The following is a 17,970-nucleotide window of genomic DNA, read 5'->3' on the forward strand; positions in this document are numbered from 1 at the left end:
GCGGTTCGGTCACAGTCCGCCGGTGACCTTGAGCCGGATGTAGAGATCGGCCAAGGCGCCGGGAAGCTTCTCCGGCAGAGCATAGACCGAAGAGACGCCGAGCCCACGCAAACGCGTCTGCAGCGATGCCGTCGCCAGTCTCTCGGCCTCGGCGGCCGCCGCCGAATAGATGTCCTCGACATCGCCGCGTTCGGCAGCCAGCACTTCAAGTGTGGGATCTTCGACTCCGGCGACGACGACCCGGTGATGAGTCGTGAGAGTCGGCAGTACGGGCAGGATGTCCTCGGCGACGGTCGCTTCGTCGAGCTGCGTGACCAATACGACGAGCGCCTGCTGCCTCGAGGCCTGCAGGACCGCGGCGGCGATCGACTCCCAGTTCGCCTCGTAGAGCTCCGGGTGCACGGGCGTCAGCGCCACCGACAGGTCGTGGACCGGGTCGTGTGCCCGATGGCTCGACGCGGCTGCGCGCACCCGGGCATCGGCGACGATGACATCGACCCGGTCACCTGCGCCGGTGGCCAGAGCCGTCAGCAGCAGCGACGCCTCCAGAGCGGCATCGAAGACCGTGCCGTCGCCGCAGCGGCGGGCGGCGAAACGCGAGGAGTCGACGACGATGACGACTCGACGATCCTTCTCCGGCCGCCACGTCTTGACCACGAGATCCTGCGCGCGGGCGCTGGCCCTCCAATCGATGGACCGGACATCGTCGCCGTCGACGTAGTCGCGCAGCGAATCGAATTCGGTGCCCATTCCGCGGATCATCACCGCAGATCGTCCCTCGAGCTCACGCAGCTTCTGAGTCTTCGACGGCAGCTCCCGGCGGGACACGAACGGAGGCAGCACCCGCACAGCGGCGGGCACGTCGATGCTCTTCTGCCGGTGGATCAGTCCGAGCACGCTGCGACTGCGCACCGTCACCAGGTCGCCGGGCAGCGCACCTCGTCTGGTCGGTTCCAGCTCAGTGGTCACCTGTACCTGCTCACCCGGTTCCAGCACATGACGCGACCGCGTCTCGATCGCCCCGGCACTCGGGACCCAGGCGTCGCGGACGTGCAGCCGCAGTCGACGGTTCGTTCCGTTGATCAGGGTCAGTGTGCTGTGGGTGCCATCGCCGAGGCGGACCATCGGTCCCGGTGTGCGTTGGAGCTCCAAATCGTGGATCCGGGGGACGAGGAAGAAGTCGAGGACCGCGACCACGACGATCACCCCGGCCACGATGAGCGCCGTCGGCCACGTGGGCACCAGGATGACGGGCACGAGCCCGAGCAGGGTGAGCAGGAACAGCCGCGTGGTCATTCAGCGGGGCACTTCGGTCGTGGCGATGATCGAATCGAGGACCTGTCCGACGTCCAGACCGTCCATCTGTGCCTCGGGGCGAAGGATGACACGGTGCGACAGTGACATATGGGCCAGTGCCTTGACGTCGTCGGGGGTGACATAGTGCCGGCCGCTGAGCCACGCATGAGCACGGGCGGCGCCGAGCATCCTCGTCGCTCCGCGGGGTGAGACTCCGAGCGCCAGCGACGGGGTCTGACGGGTGGCGCGGGCGAGGTCGACGATATAGGTGATGATCTGCGGGGCGATGTAGATCTTCGCGATCGCTTCGCGAGCCCGGCCGATGAGTTCGGCATCGGCGACCGGACGCAGACCCGCGGCTGCCAGGGAGCCTGCATCGAAGCCTCGGGCATGACGGTCGAGGATCTCGAACTCGTGGTCCCGCTCGGGCAGGTCGAGGACGAGTTTGAACAGGAACCGGTCGAGCTGGGCTTCCGGCAGCGGGTAGGTGCCTTCGTATTCGACGGGATTCTGTGTGGCCGCGACGAGGAACGGTTCGGGCAGCTTCCGGGAGCGTCCGCCCACGGACACCTGATGCTCTTCCATCGCTTCGAGCAGAGCCGACTGGGTCTTCGGCGGGGTGCGGTTGATCTCATCGGCGATGAGGATGTTCGTGAACACCGGGCCGGGACGGAACGAGAAGTCCGAGATGGACGCGTCGTAGACCAACGACCCGGTGACATCGCTGGGCATGAGGTCGGGAGTGAACTGCACACGTGAGCTGTCGAGGCTGACGGCGGCCGCGAAGCTGCGCACGAGCAGAGTCTTCGCCACTCCGGGCACACCCTCGAGCAGCACATGGCCCTGGCACAGCAGTGCGATGAGCATTCCCGTCACTGCCTGGTCCTGGCCGACGACCGCCTTGGCTATCTCGGTGCGCACACCGGTGAACGCCTCACGAACCGGGTCCGGCTCCGCCTGCGGGGTCTGCCCGTCGACGGCTGCCGGAGCCTGCTGCGCGACCGGTTCCTGGGGCCGCGGCGAGGCAGGCGGCTGAGACGCGACCGGTTCCTGAGGATTCGTGGGGTCCTGGGGCGGTTGGGTCATGGGATCTCACTTTCGATCTGGGTGAGCTGATGGACGAGTTCGGTGAGTTCGGCGTCGGTGTGTGCCGAAGCGGAGACGAAGACGTGGTGGAGATAGCCGGGGTCGGCTCCCGTGGTGGCTGCGATGCGGGTGATGATATCGGGGGTGCGGGCATCGGGGCCGAGGCTCAGCCGTTTGGCGATGCGCAGCAGCGCGGCGGTCCGCAGAGTGTGCAGCGCACCGTCCCGGTCGTGGCTGCGAGAGCTCAGAGCGGCCCGACCGTGCACGGTCTCCACTGCCGGGACGATGACCGGCAGGCGTTCGACGGCCAGCGGTCCGAACCGGCGTCCGATGACGAGCAGAAGGACGAGGACACAGGGGATCAGCCACAGGACTCCCGCGAGGAACCAGCCGGGGACGAAGTCGATCGTCGATGGAGGCGACTGCTGGTCGGCTCCGTCGAAGGTCGGATAGTAGACGACGACGTTCTGCGTCTGGGACAGCTGTGAGAGCGCGAGGGAGGCATTGCCCTCTTCGTCGATGTGCTCATTGGTCACCCACTCGGGATTGCCGAGCACGGTCAGCGGTACGGAACCGCCCGAATCGGTGACGAACTGTCCGCGCGCGGACCCGGGGGCCACCTCGGCGTCGTCGATCTCATCGACCCCGGGGCCGGCGAACGGGTAGCAGGCGGTGATCCCGTCGGTGCCCTTCTTCGTCTCCGCATATTCGACGTCGCCCGTGGTCACGGCCCCGGCACCGCGGGCGATGGGGGAGTCACAGGCCGGCGGGGTAGTGGCATCCGGGTCCGCCAGCGGACTGAGGTTGTCGTTGACTGTGATCCGGTCGGTGAACTCCGCGACCGAGGGCCCCGGGTCGACGAGGACGAGCCGGTTGCCGTGAGTGCGCAGAGCGTACTGAAGGCCGGCGATGTCCCCGGGCGACAGCGCATCGGTGTTCGTGGGAATGAGCAGAGTGGTGTCGGGCCGGGCAGCGGCAGTGCGGGCGCTCTGCTGATCCTCGGAGGTGGTGACGTCGACATCATGGTCGCGCAGGGTCTCGACGAGGGCCTTCGTGCCAGTGCGCGCCGTCGAATCATAGTGCAGGGGTTCGTCGGTCTCCTCGTCACCGGTCAGGAGCACGAGGGCGATGACGGTGACGAGGATGACGAAGGCCGCGACGATCCACACCGAAGCCGAGCGCAGACGGGCCCGCATCGGGACCCGCGCGGTCGACCGAGTGCCGCGGGCGGCGACATCCAACTGGGCGCTCATGCCGGTGCCTCCTGGCGGCCTGCGCTCTGGTGGTGGCGGACCGGCAGTGCGCTCAGTGTGCGGTCCAGTGCGCACAGATCCGCGTAGACCTCGTCGAGGCGTCTCGTACGGGCTGTCTGTGCGGTCTCCTCCCCGTAGCGGAGGTCGTTGAAGACCTCGGCCACACCGTGGACGGCGGGTCCGTGTTCGGGCAGGGCCGCCTCGGCGGAATGGGCGATCTCACTCGCCGTGGCCGAGGACTCGAGGGAGACGGTCTGCTTGAGTGACAGGACCGCGAAGATCGCACGGGACTGGTCGATGACCGCGGTCTCGAAGTCGCCGGCACGCGCAGCCCGGGCCGCACTTTCTCGCCACGGACCCGGTTCGGGCTGGGACACGACCGGATCGAATGCCGACAGCGGAACCCCGACACGGCGGAATCCTGCCCGGCGTACGCGCCAGACGATGAGGGCGATGATCGCGGCAAGCCCCAGGACGACGAAGACGAGCAGCCACGGTGAGTTCGCGCCCAGCGCGGTCCTGATAAGCGAGTTCCACAGGTCGCTCAGCCACCGTCCGATCTGTTCCAAGGGGGTGAGGTCGTTGGCGGCGTATTCGGGTTTCGACAGCTCGTGCTCGACCCATTCGCGTCCGGTGTCTCGGTCGATGCTCGCCGAGGCGTGCAGTCGTCCCGCGCCCGGCTGGGAGGTCATGGCGGTGTGGAGGCGGCCGGCCGCCTCGGTGATGGGGGAGAGGATCAACGGTCCTCCTCGGCGCGGATGAGGACGAGGTCGAGACCTTCGGAGCGCATCTGCTGATCGAAGAAGCAGACCGTCACCAGGCAGGCGAAATAGGCGAAGAGGACGGCCGAGGAGATGAGGGTGAGCCCGAGCAGCAGACCGACGGAGACGATCGCGATGGCCGCCTGCGCGGTCGTCGATTCGCTGGTCGTGGACATGCCGAGACCCAACAGGAGCGAGATGATGAAGACGATCGGAGTGATGATGAGCTGGACGAGCTGATTGGACAGGAAGTATCCGAGCGCCAGCTGGCCGAGCATCCGCCAGAAGCCGCGCCCGGTCAGCGTCCATGAGCGCCGGATCGCGGCACGCACGCTCAGGTCCTCGACCGCGATCGCCGAACCGAGGAATGCCAGGCGCAGGTTGATCCAGAGGAGCGCAGCGAACCACAGCAGGGCGGCCAGCGCGGCCCAGACGAAGGCGAGGATCACCGAATCGGCGCTGACGAACAGCAGAGTCGGAGCGGTGAGGGCCAGCAGCAGACCGAGATTGATTCCGCTCATCAGCAGCGTCGCAAGGATGAGGCGCCAGCGGCGTCCGGACAGTGACTTCCAGGCCATCGACAGGGCGGTTCTGCGGGCGCCGAAGGACTCGCGGGTGCCGGTGGCGATGAGCCCGGAGAGCAGGTGAGCCAACCCGAGGCTGAGCAGGCTCAGCGCGACCGATCCCAATTGGGCCAGAGCGATGAAGCCGGAGACGGCATCGTCGTTGCCGCTCAAGTCATTGAGGAACGGCAGGAACTGCACGGCGATGAGTGTGCCGATCGCGGTGAGCAGCAGGCTCCAGAGGCTGAAGACGATGAGGGAGGAGCCGACGGACAGCGTCGGGATGAAGCGCAGCAGGCGGAACCCGGAATCCAGTGCCTCGATGAACGTCAGCGGACGCTTGGGCAGGAGTCCGCGCGGGGGAGGCGGCTGCCAGCCACGTGACGGTGGGGACGGTGAACGTCGTTGCCACCGGCCCGTGTGCCAGTCGACCTCCGAGGTCCATGCATTCGTCTGTCCCATCACGCCAATCCTGCCATGATTCGCCGGCGTGTGCCGAGCGGTCTCCCTGACCTCTGCGGTGTGGTCGGCCCCGTCGATCCCCGCCTTCGGGAGCGGCTCAGGGGGTGTGATCGGGTCTCTTCGGACGTGGTGCTCGGGGCGGTGTTCTGGGGTATGTTCAGGGACGTGGTCGAGGCTTCGGCTGGGGCTTTGGCCACCTGTGTCATGGGACGTGGTGCATGAGGTCGTCGACAACGCCCGATAGGGTAGGAGTGTCGAGAACCGAAGAACACGCGAACATAAGGGACAATGGGAGCATGAACGCTCGAATCCTGGTAGTTGATGATGACACGGCTTTGGCCGAAATGATCGGAATTGTGCTCAAAAGCGAAGGCTTCGAGCCCTTCTTCTGTGCCACCGGAGACCAGGCCTTCGAAGAATTCCAGAAGGTCAATCCGGATCTTGTGCTTCTCGACCTGATGCTTCCCGGCAAGGACGGACTCGAAGTCTGCCGGGAGATCCGCGAGATCTCCTCGGTGCCGATCATCATGCTCACGGCGAAGTCTGACACGGTCGATGTCGTCCTCGGTCTCGAATCCGGAGCCGACGACTATGTGCCGAAGCCGTTCAAGCCCAAGGAGCTCATCGCCCGTGTCCGGGCTCGGCTGCGGATCTCCGAACCGCAGGCACCCGAGCTGCTGACCGTCGGTGACGTCGTCGTCGACGTCGCCGGTCACACGGTGACCAAGGGCGGCTCCCCGGTGTCACTGACTCCTCTCGAATTCGACCTCCTCGTCGCGCTCGCCCGCAAGCCGTGGCAGGTGTTCTCCCGCGAGACTCTGCTCGAAGAGGTCTGGGGCTACCGTCACGCCGCCGACACCCGACTGGTCAACGTCCATGTGCAGCGTCTGCGGTCGAAGATCGAACGCGATCCGGAGAAGCCGGACATCATCGTCACCGTCCGCGGCGTCGGCTATAAGGCCGGCCGAGCCGCGTGACCTCCGAGTCAGTCGCGGACGGACCCGTCCGCACCGCGGCCTCGGCACTGAAGACGTTCTGGAACTTCATACTCCGATCGTTCAGCCACTCCCTGCAGGTCCGCATCGTCGTGCTCACGATCGTCCTCACCTCGGTGGCGATCTTCGGCGTCGGCACCTACATGTCCCAGCAGATCGCGCGCGGACTCTTCGACACCCGCCTCGATTCCCTGTCCTCGCAGACGCGGTCGATCCTCGCCGAGCTGCGCTCCCTGGCGCCAGTCGACGGTCAGGCGGTCACCCAGGACACGCTGAGTTCGCAGCTGTCCTCGATCTACAACCGCTCAGCTGGGTCGGTGTATTCGCTGACGCTGCAGCCGACGGACCCGAACTCCTCGTTCTCGACGATCACCGCCGGCGGGCCGAGCGAGGACGGTGAGGCCTCGCAGGTGCCCATCAGCGATGAACTCCGCGAAGCCATCCGCAAAGCCCCGTCCGATGACAAGCTCTACCAGTCGGTGAGCCTGCCCGACGGCACGGGACCGGGGCTGCTCATCACCCAGGAGCTGCAGATCCCGGGCGCCGGTCAGTTCCAGCTGTACTACCTCGGCGATCTGAGCGAACAGCAGGACACCCTCAACTTCGTGCAGCGGTCGATGTTCGTCGCCGCCCTCGTCCTCGTCGTCCTCGTCGGAGCGGTCGCCTGGATCGTCACTCGGCTCGTCGTCACCCCGGTGCGCACCGGGGCCGAAGTGGCCAGGCTCATCGCCGACGGCGACCTGGACGAACGCATGCCGGTGCACGGCAACGACGAGATCGCCGTCCTCGGTGAGAGCTTCAACGATATGGCCGACACACTCCAGCATCAGATCGAGCAGATGGAACGACTGTCGGTGCTGCAGCGTCAGTTCGTCTCCGACGTCTCCCACGAGCTGCGGACACCGCTGACGACGATCCGTGCCGCTGCGGACCTCATCTACGATTCCCGCGAGGACCTCGACCCCGTCACTGCGCGCAGTGCGGAACTGCTGAACTCGCAGGCCGAACGCTTCGACAACCTGCTCTCCGACCTGCTGGAGATCTCCCGCTACGACGCCGGGGCCGCGGCTCTTGTGCCCAAACCCGTCGACATCGGTGCGATCGTGACCTCGGTGATCGAGACCGTGTCGATGGTGGCCGACCAGATGTCGACGGCGATCGTCGTCCACGCCCCGTCCTCGCCGGTCATGGCCGAGGTCGACCGGGTGCGCATCACCCGAATCGTGCGCAACCTCGTCGTCAACGCCATCGAACACGGTGAGAACAACCCCGTCGACGTCTATGTCGCCTCCAACGCCGAGGCGGTGGCCGTGAGCGTGCGCGACCACGGAGTCGGCATGAACGAAGAGCAGGTCGAACACGTCTTCGACCGGTTCTGGCGTGCCGATCCGGCTCGCAAGCGCACCCTCGGCGGGTCGGGCCTGGGTCTGGCCATCTCGCTCGAGGACGCCCACCTGCACAACGGCTGGCTGCAGGTCTGGGGCAAGCCCGGAGAAGGGTCGTGCTTCCGGCTGACGATTCCCCGGCGCCCGGATCAGGAGATCACCTCCTCGCCTCTGCCCCTGCCGCCGCGCGATGCGCAGATCCGCGGTTCCGCGCTCGTGGCAGGACCGCTGTCCTCGGACGGCTCCGTCCGCATCCAGACCGGGTCGATCCCGATCGTCGTCGAAACCGAGCCGGAGATGCTCGAGGACGACCACGATGATTCCGCCGAGGCGGCCCCGCAGTCCGCATCGTCGTTGCCGACCAACACGGAGGTTGAGTCAGACGGTGACGAAGCGGACACTGTTGAGACAGGCGCTGCTGAGGCAGATGCCGCTGAGGCGGGCAGCGTTGAGGTTGACTCCGCTGAGGCAGACTCCGCTGAGGCAGACAGAGATATGGCTGTCGACGCGAATGCACCGGGGCGGTCCATGGACCTCGGCGAGCCGGACGCGGACGGCGACATGGTCGACGACTTGGACGACAGCGAAGGAGGACGGTCATGACGCGCACGACGCTCAGAGGGTTCCGGCTGAAGACCATGCTCGTCTCGGTCTTTACGGCATTGGCCCTCGTCGGCTGCTCGTCGATCCCGACGTCATCGCCTGTCGGCCATGTCGAGGACGACTCGGGTGATCCGGGGGCGAACAACGCACGGATCCCCGACGGACCCGAACCCGGCGACAGCCCATCGGACATCGTGCGCGGATTCCTGCGGGCAGGAGCGGGCACCGGCAACAACTTCTCCGTGGCCCGGTCGTTCCTCACCGAGGGCGAGGCGCAGAAATGGAGTCCGCAGGAATCGGTGTCGGTGCTGCCCAACGGCACGGACATCGACTCTCTGAACGTCGGGACCACCTCCGACCAGAAGACGATGAGCATCTCGGCTCCGGTCGTCGGCCTCGTCGATTCCTCCGGTGTTTTCAACTCCGCCAAGCCGGGCACCGAATCCACCCTGGAGTTCTCACTGCGGCAGGAGAACGGGGAGTGGAGGATCGCCTCGGCGCCGGACGGGCTGCTCATCAGCCAGACCGACTTCCGCACGATCTTCCTCAACTATTCGCTGCATTTCTTCACCTCCGACTATTCGTATCTCGTCCCTGACTCCCGCTGGTTCCTTCGGTCCTCCTCGACTCCGACCGTGCTGATGAACGAGCTGCTCAGCGGGCCCGCCCCCTATCTCTCGGGAGCGGTGATCACCTCGGTCCCCGACGGTGCGAAGCTGAGCGATTCGAACGTCGTGACGATCGAGAACGGCGTCGCGCACGTGTCCTTGGGGGCGCAGAACCCTGCCCCGTCGGACCGTGAGAAGGGGCTGATCCGCCAGCAGATCGCCACCACTCTGCAGGTCATTCCCTCGATATCGGCGATCGAGCTGAGCATCGGCGGACAGACGGTTCCGGCCAGTCTGCAGCCGAAGACCGACACCTCGGTCCAGGTGGACGGGCCTCCCGTGGTGATCGCCGACGACCACCTTTCCCGTGTCTCGGGAACGACCGTCGCCAAGGTCGAGAACAGCCCGAACCTGAAGAAGGCGAAGGCCAGCGACCCCGCGGTGTCCTTGGACGACTCGCTCTACGTCTATCTGGCTGATGACGGCAAGCAGCTCATGCGGCTGAAGTCCGATGCCGTGAATGCCACCCCGATCCTCAAGGGCAAGAAGCTCGTGCGCCCCAGCATCGACCGCTTCAATACGACGTGGACGGGTGAAACGGAGAACAAGGGCGAGCTCAAGGCCGTCGGTCGTGACGGCAAATCCTTCACCGTGGCCGCCGACTTCCTCAACGGCCGACAGCTGGTCGATATCGAGGTCTCACGAGACGGAACCCGTGTCGCTCTGCTCAGCCGGCACAAGGGGGAGCCGGACCGCGTCGATGTGGTCGGTGTGCCCAGGGACAAGGCGGGTAATCCGTCCGGTCATGTCTCCGAATCACCGATCGAAGTCGGTGCGAACTTCGATGAGGTCAAGGACGTCTCGTGGGCTGGATCGACGTCTCTCGTGGCTCTGGCCGCAGAGGAGGGCGAATCGGCGCAGCCCTTCCGCATCGGAGTCACCGGGCCGGCAGAACAGCTCGGCGAGGTTTCGGACGGCAGCCGCATCACCGGCGGAGTGGACGGCCGATCGATCCTGGTCACCAGTTCCGATGGCGCGCTCTACAGCTACAACTCGAACGCCTGGCAGAAACTCGTCGACGTAGCGGCCAAGGATCCCTCCTACCCCGGCTGACCCGCCGGGGAGTGTGCAGGCGACCGGAAGGCCGGTGCGTCGGCGATCAGGCCGGCAGATCCACGACGACCCCTCGGACCGGGGATGGAGTAGATTTCTCCCATGGGGCTGCTCGGGGAGTTCGGCGAACTGCTCCTGCCCCGACGGTGCGCCGGATGCGGGCGGGAGAACGTGTCTCTGTGCACTCGCTGCCTGCAGCTGCTCGGCGGAATTCCGCGAGCGATGGAACCGCGCTACGGATCGATTCCGATCGTCGGGGTCTGCGAATACAACTCGCAGATCTCGAAGATGGTCGTCGGCTTCAAGGACGAAGGACGTCGGGACATCCTCGACCCGTTGGCTCTGGCACTGACCCGCTCGATCGTCGCCGCCCTCGATCTCATCAGCTACTCGGGTGGTGCGATCCGACTCTTTCCGGCGCCCAGTTCGGATCGGGCGAGACGTCGTCGGGGCGGATCTCATACGGTGGCCCTGGCCGAACGGGCGAAGGAGCTGTCACCGGAGCTGCCTCTTGAAGTCCACGATGTGCTCGCTGCCAAGCGATCGCATGACCAGGTCGGACTCGGGGCGATCGAGCGGGCGCAGAATGCGCAGCGGACTCAATATCTCGACCGGAGGAGAATCGCTGAACTCGCGAAGCCGCGGTTCATCTCGGGTACCGGTTCAGTGCCTGCGGATCTGCTCATCGATGACTTCTCCACCACCGGCGCAACACTGGCAGAAAGCGCACGTTTGCTAGCATCGGTGCAGATCAGACCCGCTGTGGGAGCTGTTCTCGGCCTCGGTCGCGGGGGCACTCGATTTGTCTCTCCCTTTACTGTATAACGGTGTTTACCCATCCAAGGGCATGGGATCGGATGAATCCGACGAGCGAGTCGCTAAGGACACATCATGGACATCGTTGTCAACGGCCGTCAACTGACCATCTCCGACAGCTTTCGAGCCCACATCGAGGACAAGATCGCGAAGGTCGAACAGCTCGCCCCTCGCGCTCAGCGCGTCGAAGTGCATGTCACCCACGAGAAGAACTCCCGCCAGCCCGAGACGAGCGAGCGAGTCGAGCTCACGGTTGTGGCGAAGGGGCCGGCAATTCGGGCAGAGGCCATGGCAAGCGACAAATATGCGGCACTCGATCTGGCATGGGCGAAGCTCGTCGAACGGCTGAGGCGAGCGAGGGACCGACACAAGGTGCCGCGATCAGGTCATCACCGCAAGGAATCCACTGCCGAGGCGCTGGCGAAGATGCCGGTGGCCGAACCGATGATTCCCGATGCGGATGCCGATGACGCGCAGCGTGACGAGGACCGCAGCGTCGATCAGACGAACGGTCGCATCAAGGCCGAAGGCGATTCGCCGGTGGTGCTTCGTGAGAAGACATTCAACGCCTCACCGATCGGCATCGAAGAGGCTCTGAACCGAATGGAGCTCGTCGGACATGACTTCTACCTGTTCATCGACGAAGAGTCGAGCAAACCTTCCGTGGTCTACCGCCGCAAGGGCTGGAGTTACGGAGTCATCGCCCTCGACCACGAACTCGAAGAAGCAGTCGACTGACCCAATTGCTACCTGACGGCGGCCCAGCAACCTCGCGCGAGGTTGCTGGGCCGCCGTCAGGTAGCAAGGGGGTATAGGTTGGGGGCATGCAGAGGATGACACGGGCCGCGGCCCGCCGGACGGCGATCACTGCGACGGGATTGGACCGACCGCGGCCGACGAAGGTCACGGCGCGCCATCTCAAGAATGTCTTCGCCACCATGGGTCTGACCCAGATCGACTCGGTCGCCCGAGTCGTCCGCTCCCACTATCTGCCCTTCTTCTCCCGCCTGGGTCCCTATCCGCGGGAGACTCTCGACCGCCTCTTCTACCAATCGCCGCGAATGGGTGTCGAATACTGGGCGCACGCTGCGGCCTTCGTGCCCCCGCAGACGTGGAAGCACTTCGCCCGGGCCCACAGCGAATGGTGGCGCAATGATTTCGGACAGCGCCATCCGGAGACCGGAGAGGAGTTCCGGAATCTCCAATCCTCCGTCCTCACCGCCCTGTCCACCCGACCGATGACGGCACGGGAAGTCGCCGAGGTGGTCGACCACGACCTGCCGGAGATCCACCGCGGCCATTGGGGCTGGAATCCCAGCCAGGTCAAAGTCGCCCTCGAAGCGCTGTTCGCCGGGGGCATCATCAGCGCCGCTGGTCGCAACGACCACTTCGAACGCATCTATTCGCTGGCAAGAGACGTCTCACCCGAGCTGCCTGAGCTCCCTCTGGCTTATGGGCCCGCGGATGCTCCTCAGCTGAGCCTGGACCCTGAGGCAGAGCTGCCGCGCGGAATATCCGGGGTCGAGAACGACGTCTTCGAACTCGCCCGCATCGCAGCGCGCGCTCTGGGCATCTCCCGTCCCGAGGACATCGCCGACTACTTTCGGCAGCGGCGTGCACCGACCGACGCCGCCATCGCCGAACTCATCGCCTCAGGCGAGCTGCGTGAAGTCGACGTCGAAGGCGTGCCCGCGCTGAAGTGGCACGAGGCACGGACTCCACGGACCGTGAACGCTCGGGCGCTGCTGGCGCCGTTCGACCCCTTGGTCTTCTACCGACCGCGCATCGAATGGCTCTTCGACTTCCGCTACCGCATCGAGATCTACACCCCGGCGGCCGAACGCGTCCACGGCTACTACGTCACGCCGTTCCTCCTCGGCGATCGACTCGTCGGTCGGGTCGACCTGCACCGGGACCGAGCGGCAGGAGTTCTGCGCGCACACCAGGTGACGTGGGAGCCGGGGGAGGAGCACACCACGGAGCTGGCTGAGGAGCTTACGACGATGGCTGCGTGGCTGGGACTGACCGCCGTGGACCTCGAAGGTACTCACCTGCCATTAAGCTAGGGGCTATACAGTCGTTCGAGTCGTTGTCCGGCAGACATGCCGATTAGGAGAAAAGTGGCTAATTTCCTCGAGAAGCTTCTGCGCACAGGTGAAGGCAGAACTCTGAAGAAGCTCCGCCGATACACAGATGCCATCAATCAGCTGTCCGATGAGTTCAGCGAGATGACGGACACCGAACTGCGTGAGGAAACCGGCAGGTTCAAGGAGCGCTACAAGGACGGCGAAAGCCTCGACTCTCTGCTTCCCGAAGCCTTCGCCACCGTGCGCGAAGCATCGAGCCGGACCCTGGGTCTGCGACACTTCGACGTTCAGCTCATGGGCGGCGCCGCCCTGCACCTGGGCAACATCGCCGAGATGAAGACCGGTGAAGGCAAGACCCTGGTCGCCACGGCCCCGGCCTACCTCAACGCTCTCACCGGCAACCCGGTCCACATCATCACGGTCAACGACTACCTGGCCACCTACCAATCGGAACTGATGGGCCGTGTATTCCGGTTCCTCGGGATGGAAACCGGCTGCATCCAGGCGAACATGCCCTCGGATCTGCGCCGCAAACAGTACGCCGCGGACATCACCTACGGCACGAACAACGAATTCGGCTTCGACTACCTGCGCGACAACATGGCCTGGTCGGCCGACGAGCTCGTCCAGCGCGGCCATGCCTTCGCCATCGTCGACGAGGTCGACTCGATTCTCATCGACGAGGCCCGTACCCCGCTCATCATCTCCGGTCCTGCCGAAGGCGATGCCAACCGCTGGTACGGCGAGTTCGCCAAGGTCGTCAAGCGTCTGAAGACCGATCGCGACTACGAAGTCGATGAGAAGAAGCGCACCGTCGGCGTCCTCGAGCCCGGAATCGAACGTGTCGAGGACTACCTGGGCATCGGCAATCTCTACGACGCGGAGAACACCCCGCTCATCAGCTTCCTCAACAACGCCATCCGCGCCAAGGAGCTGTTCAAGAAAGACAAGGACTACGTCGTCCTCGACGGCGAAGTCCTCATCGTCGACGAACACACCGGTCGCGTGCTCAAGGGCCGCCGCTACAACGAAGGCCTGCACCAGGCCATCGAGGCGAAGGAAGGGGTGAAGGTCCAGGCCGAGAACCAGACCCTGGCGACAATCACCCTGCAGAACTTCTTCCGTCTCTATGAGAAGCTCTCCGGAATGACCGGTACGGCCGAAACCGAGGCCGCAGAGTTCATGTCCACCTACAAGCTCGGCGTCGTCCCGATTCCGACGAACAAGCCGATGCAGCGCGTCGACCAGTCCGACTTCGTCTACAAGAACGAGGTTGCGAAGTTCGACGCCGTGGTCGACGACATCGTCGAACGCCACGAGACCGGACAGCCGGTGCTCGTCGGCACGACGAGCGTCGAGAAGAGCGAATACCTGTCGAAGAATCTGGCCAAACGCGGCGTCAAGCACGAGGTCCTCAACGCGAAGAACCACGCCCGTGAGGCGTCGATCGTGGCGATGGCCGGACGCAAGAACGCCGTCACGGTGGCCACGAACATGGCCGGACGCGGTACGGACATCATGCTCGGCGGCAACGCCGAATTCCTCGCGGTCGCGGAGATGGAACGTCGCGGCCTCGACCCGGCCGAGAACGAGGACCAGTACGAGTCCGAATGGCCCGAGGTGCTCAAGGCCGCCGAGGATAAGGTCAAGGAAGAAGCCGAGGAGGTCGTCGAACTCGGCGGGCTCTACGTGCTCGGCACCGAACGCCATGAATCGCGCCGCATCGACAATCAGCTGCGCGGACGCTCCGGGCGTCAGGGCGACCCCGGAGAATCCCGGTTCTACCTCTCGCTGACCGATGACCTCATGCGTCTGTTCGGTTCGGGAGCCGCTGAGCGGATCATGGCCACGGCGAACGTGCCCGACGATGTGCCGCTGGAATCGAAGATGGTCTCACGCGCCATCCTCTCGGCCCAGTCACAGATCGAACAGCGCAATGCCGAGCAGCGCAAGAACGTCCTCAAATACGACGATGTGCTCAACCGTCAGCGCACCGTCATCTACGACGAGCGCCGCCGTGTGCTCGACGGCGCCGACCTCGAAGAGCAGGTTGCGAAGTTCCGCGAAGAGGTCATCGACGCCTACGTCGCCCAGGCGACGATGGGTCCGGTCGAGGATTGGCAGATCGACGAGCTCTTCGAAGCTCTTGGAAAGATCTACTCGCCGTCGATCACCTCCGACGACCTCGCCGAGGAACTCGGCGGGCTCGGGAACCTCTCGAAGAACCGCCTCAATCGGGAGATCCAGTCCGATCTCGACGTGTTCTACTCCCAGCGCGAAGAGGAACTCGGAGAGGACGCCACCCGCGAACTCGAACGTCGCGTGGTGCTCTCCGTCATCGACAAGCGCTGGCGTGAGCATCTCTATGAGATGGACTACCTCAAGAACGGCATCGGACTGCGCGCCATGGCCCAGAAGGACCCGCTGGTGGAGTACCAGCGTGAGGGCTTCGAGATGTTCAAGACCATGCAGGACGGGATCAAGGAGGACGTCGTCCGCCTGACCAACACGCTGCAGGTCCAGGTGACATCCTCGGCCGGCACCGGCGATGCCGAACCCGAGGTCGAGGTCGACGCCGAGGAGCTGCGACACAAGACTCCGAAGATGCAGCTGTCGGCTCCGTCGGAGGCCGGTTCCGCCTCGGTTTCCGAATGCGAGGACGACGACGAACCGGCTCCGACCAATCGCGCCGAACGTCGCGCGAAGAAGAAGGCCAAGAACTGACGAAGAGCCCTCAGTGGCTCACATCGTCTGCAGCGCAGTCAGCGTCCAGCGGGTGGTGAGCAGCTCCAAGCGGACTGCCACCGCCCGGATGCGGTTTGCAGCGGCAACGATGACCGTGACTTCGGCGATCTCGGGCGTGACCTGGCAGACGTGCGCCGTTCCCGGCCGCACCGTACGGCTGCCGGGCACGGTCGCCCGGTGCGGCGCCACCTCGGCGCGCAGCTGACAGCGGTGATCGATCTTCGCCAGCAGCTCCGGCTCGACCCAGCGGGCGATCGTCTCGCTGCGCCTGACACCGGAGAGGACCTCGAGGCAGGCAACCGCCAACGAGGTGGCCGTGGCCGCGATCCGCGCCCGATCGTCCGCAATGTCCTGCCCTCGGTCATGCCGACTGACTCGGCGAGGAGACTGCGCAGTGGGCACCGGCGCAACTGGTTGCCGAGGCGGTGCCGGAGCCTGTGGTCGGGTGAGGGTGAGCGGGGCGGTCATGTCTGGATCTCCAATCTCTGACCAGCGATGATGAGGCTCGGATCGGGTCCGATGGTGTCCTCGTTGGCGGCGTAGACGTCAGCGACGAGCTGCGGAATCTCCGCTGGGGTGTCGGCCAGATCGGCTGCGATCGACCACAGGCTCTCGCCGTGAGCGACAATATGTGTGGCGGTCCCGGAACCCGCAGGTACATCGGTTTCGTCGCCCGGCTCGTTCGAATTCCCGCTGCGGTCCGGTTCGTCGGCCCGATCCGATCTCATGGGATCGTCGGCCGGTGGGTCGCCCGAGGGGGACGGAGGCGTGTTGTCCGGCGGCGATTCGGTAGGCCAACCGGGGTCGGGAAGTGGTGCCCGATCCGCGGAGCGCTCATCATCGTCGACAGTCGGCCACCCGGGATCGGTCGGGGCCTGTGTCGACGACGTCAGCTCGGGCCCGGGACCGGTGATCGGCGCCGCTTGAGCGGAGTGGACGACCAAGCCGGCGGAGATGATGGCAAGAACGCTCGACGCGAGTATCCGCGGCATCACCGTGACGACGACTCCGGCCAGCACCGACCGGAAGCGACCGGAAGGGAGAACTCTCATCAGCAGCGCCAGCAGTGAGACGACTCCGATTCGTGAGAACAGGAGTGCTCCGGTGCCGATGATGACGAGGACGACGACGTCACTGGTCGTCAGCGGTTGGGGCAGCTGCTTCCACGCTGTGAAGAACGAACCGAGCAGAACCAGCCATGAACCCGCACATGCAATCAAGAGATACATCTAGACATCCTCCATTGGATATTGATCATAATGATGCCGTTGGATGCAATTTGCTGTCAATGGATCGGCTCTAACTACACGACTGTAGTTCCGCGCTGATCGGTTTCAAGTCTTGAAAGTGGACTACAGCTGGGGCAGGCTTAGCGTCTATGGACGATCGCATCGACGCACTCCTGGCGGATATCGAAGCCGCCGACTCTGCGGCGCAGGCGCATGCCAGGAGGGGCGAGTTCGGTGACGAGATCGCAGGGCAGGCGGCCGAAAGGACGCTGCTCGAACGGCTGCGGGGATCATTGGGATCGACCGTGCAGGTGATGCTGTCCGATCGCGACGTCACGGGGACTGCGAGCTTCCTCGGCCGGGACATCGTCGTCCTCGCCGGGGTGGAGGTCTCCGCTATTTCGATCAGCGCCGTCCGTGGACTCAGGCTGACCACGAGGGTGCATCGGTTCGAAGCGGGAGGGCTGGAGCGCTTGGGGATGGGATCGGCGCTGCGCCGCTGGTCAGCCGCCCACGAAGAGGTGTCGATCGACACCGTCGACCACACGAGCGCGATTCGCGGACGATGCGCACTCGTCGCTGCCGACTACGTCGAGATCGCCGGCCGGATCATCCCCTTCGCGGCGATCAGCGCCGTTCACGCCCGGACGAACCCCTTCGAGTGATCCGGGCGTGAAGGCGATCAGAGTGGATACGAGTGGGTCAGTCCTCGATGGATCCGGTCTTGATCTGATACTCGGTGCGCTCGTACATGCGCTGGATATACGCCTCGATCTCGGACTTCTCGACCCGCCACTGGCCGCGCCCGCCGACCTTGATGGCGCGGAGATCGCCGGAACGGACGAGGGCCCGAGCCTGTGCGATCGAGACGTTGAGCAGCTCGGCCACATCGGTCAGCGGCAGGAAGCGACTTTCGACGGCCATGAGGTGACTTCTCCCATTCCAAATGTCCATCTGCCACCAGATGT

General features: G+C 65.2%; 16 protein-coding genes. 8 read left to right on the plus strand and 8 right to left on the minus strand.

The features are described from left to right. Positions 1 to 9: 9 nt before the first annotated feature. Genes GUY30_RS06385 through GUY30_RS06405 form a run of 5 tightly spaced genes read right to left on the minus strand, consistent with a single transcriptional unit; the run spans position 10 to position 5,421 of the window. Entirely contained in the window at positions 10 to 1,296 is a 1,287-nt protein-coding gene (locus GUY30_RS06385; RefSeq protein ID WP_167195177.1) for a DUF58 domain-containing protein, read from the minus strand. Further along, complete coding sequence (locus GUY30_RS06390) at positions 1,297 to 2,382, minus strand: AAA family ATPase (protein ID WP_167195180.1); 1,086 nt, start codon at positions 2,380 to 2,382, stop codon at positions 1,297 to 1,299. After that, on the minus strand, positions 2,379 to 3,635 hold the full coding sequence (locus tag GUY30_RS06395) for a DUF4350 domain-containing protein (RefSeq protein ID WP_167195183.1): 1,257 nt from the start codon (positions 3,633 to 3,635) through the stop codon (positions 2,379 to 2,381). The genes GUY30_RS06390 and GUY30_RS06395 overlap by 4 nt, the downstream gene beginning before the upstream one ends. Then, a complete protein-coding gene (locus GUY30_RS06400; RefSeq protein ID WP_228281756.1) occupies positions 3,632 to 4,375 on the minus strand; it encodes a DUF4129 domain-containing protein in 744 nt (247 codons plus the stop codon). The genes GUY30_RS06395 and GUY30_RS06400 overlap by 4 nt, the downstream gene beginning before the upstream one ends. Then, positions 4,372 to 5,421, minus strand: a complete 1,050-nt coding sequence (locus tag GUY30_RS06405) for a DUF7847 domain-containing protein (protein WP_167195186.1) — start codon at positions 5,419 to 5,421, stop codon at positions 4,372 to 4,374. Before GUY30_RS06405 ends, GUY30_RS06400 begins: the two co-directional genes overlap by 4 nt. Positions 5,422 to 5,717: 296 nt before the next feature. Here GUY30_RS06405 and mtrA point away from each other — a divergent pair, with 296 nt between their 5' ends. The 7 genes from mtrA to secA all read left to right on the plus strand — a co-directional run bounded on the left by mtrA (position 5,718) and on the right by secA (position 15,752). Beyond that, complete coding sequence (gene mtrA, locus GUY30_RS06410) at positions 5,718 to 6,398, plus strand: MtrAB system response regulator MtrA (protein WP_062861422.1); 681 nt, start codon at positions 5,718 to 5,720, stop codon at positions 6,396 to 6,398. Beyond that, entirely contained in the window at positions 6,395 to 8,404 is a 2,010-nt protein-coding gene (mtrB, locus tag GUY30_RS06415) for an MtrAB system histidine kinase MtrB (protein WP_167195189.1), read from the plus strand. Before mtrA ends, mtrB begins: the two co-directional genes overlap by 4 nt. After that, a complete protein-coding gene (locus GUY30_RS06420; RefSeq protein WP_167195192.1) occupies positions 8,401 to 10,125 on the plus strand; it encodes an LpqB family beta-propeller domain-containing protein in 1,725 nt (574 codons plus the stop codon). Before mtrB ends, GUY30_RS06420 begins: the two co-directional genes overlap by 4 nt. A 102-nt stretch (positions 10,126 to 10,227) precedes the next feature. Continuing rightward, complete coding sequence (locus GUY30_RS06425) at positions 10,228 to 10,950, plus strand: ComF family protein (protein WP_167195195.1); 723 nt, start codon at positions 10,228 to 10,230, stop codon at positions 10,948 to 10,950. A 66-nt stretch (positions 10,951 to 11,016) separates the two neighbouring features. Continuing rightward, entirely contained in the window at positions 11,017 to 11,679 is a 663-nt protein-coding gene (gene hpf, locus GUY30_RS06430; protein ID WP_167195198.1) for a ribosome hibernation-promoting factor, HPF/YfiA family, read from the plus strand. Between the two features lie 86 nt (positions 11,680 to 11,765). After that, positions 11,766 to 13,007, plus strand: a complete 1,242-nt coding sequence (locus GUY30_RS06435; RefSeq protein ID WP_228281757.1) for a winged helix-turn-helix domain-containing protein — start codon at positions 11,766 to 11,768, stop codon at positions 13,005 to 13,007. Positions 13,008 to 13,061: 54 nt separating this feature from the next. Next, entirely contained in the window at positions 13,062 to 15,752 is a 2,691-nt protein-coding gene (gene secA / locus GUY30_RS06440) for a preprotein translocase subunit SecA (protein WP_167195201.1), read from the plus strand. Positions 15,753 to 15,770: 18 nt separating this feature from the next. On the opposite strand, the gene GUY30_RS06445 is transcribed toward secA, so the two are convergent. Together GUY30_RS06445 and GUY30_RS06450 are read right to left on the minus strand one after the other, a co-directional pair. Beyond that, on the minus strand, positions 15,771 to 16,241 hold the full coding sequence (locus tag GUY30_RS06445; protein ID WP_167195204.1) for an Rv3235 family protein: 471 nt from the start codon (positions 16,239 to 16,241) through the stop codon (positions 15,771 to 15,773). After that, positions 16,238 to 17,002: a LysM peptidoglycan-binding domain-containing protein gene (locus GUY30_RS06450; protein ID WP_167195207.1), complete on the minus strand. Its 765-nt coding sequence runs from the start codon at positions 17,000 to 17,002 to the stop codon at positions 16,238 to 16,240. Before GUY30_RS06450 ends, GUY30_RS06445 begins: the two co-directional genes overlap by 4 nt. Positions 17,003 to 17,151: 149 nt before the next feature. On the opposite strand from GUY30_RS06450, the gene GUY30_RS06455 reads away from it, so the two are divergent. Then, positions 17,152 to 17,667, plus strand: a complete 516-nt coding sequence (locus GUY30_RS06455) for a hypothetical protein (protein ID WP_167195210.1) — start codon at positions 17,152 to 17,154, stop codon at positions 17,665 to 17,667. A 37-nt stretch (positions 17,668 to 17,704) separates the two neighbouring features. Here GUY30_RS06455 and GUY30_RS06460 read toward each other — a convergent pair whose 3' ends face one another. Further along, positions 17,705 to 17,926, minus strand: a complete 222-nt coding sequence (locus GUY30_RS06460) for a helix-turn-helix domain-containing protein (protein WP_025780784.1) — start codon at positions 17,924 to 17,926, stop codon at positions 17,705 to 17,707. Positions 17,927 to 17,970 lie beyond the last annotated feature (44 nt).

Source organism: Brevibacterium pigmentatum, from assembly GCF_011617465.1.
In the GTDB taxonomy this organism is placed as follows: Bacteria; Actinomycetota; Actinomycetes; order Actinomycetales; family Brevibacteriaceae; genus Brevibacterium; species Brevibacterium pigmentatum.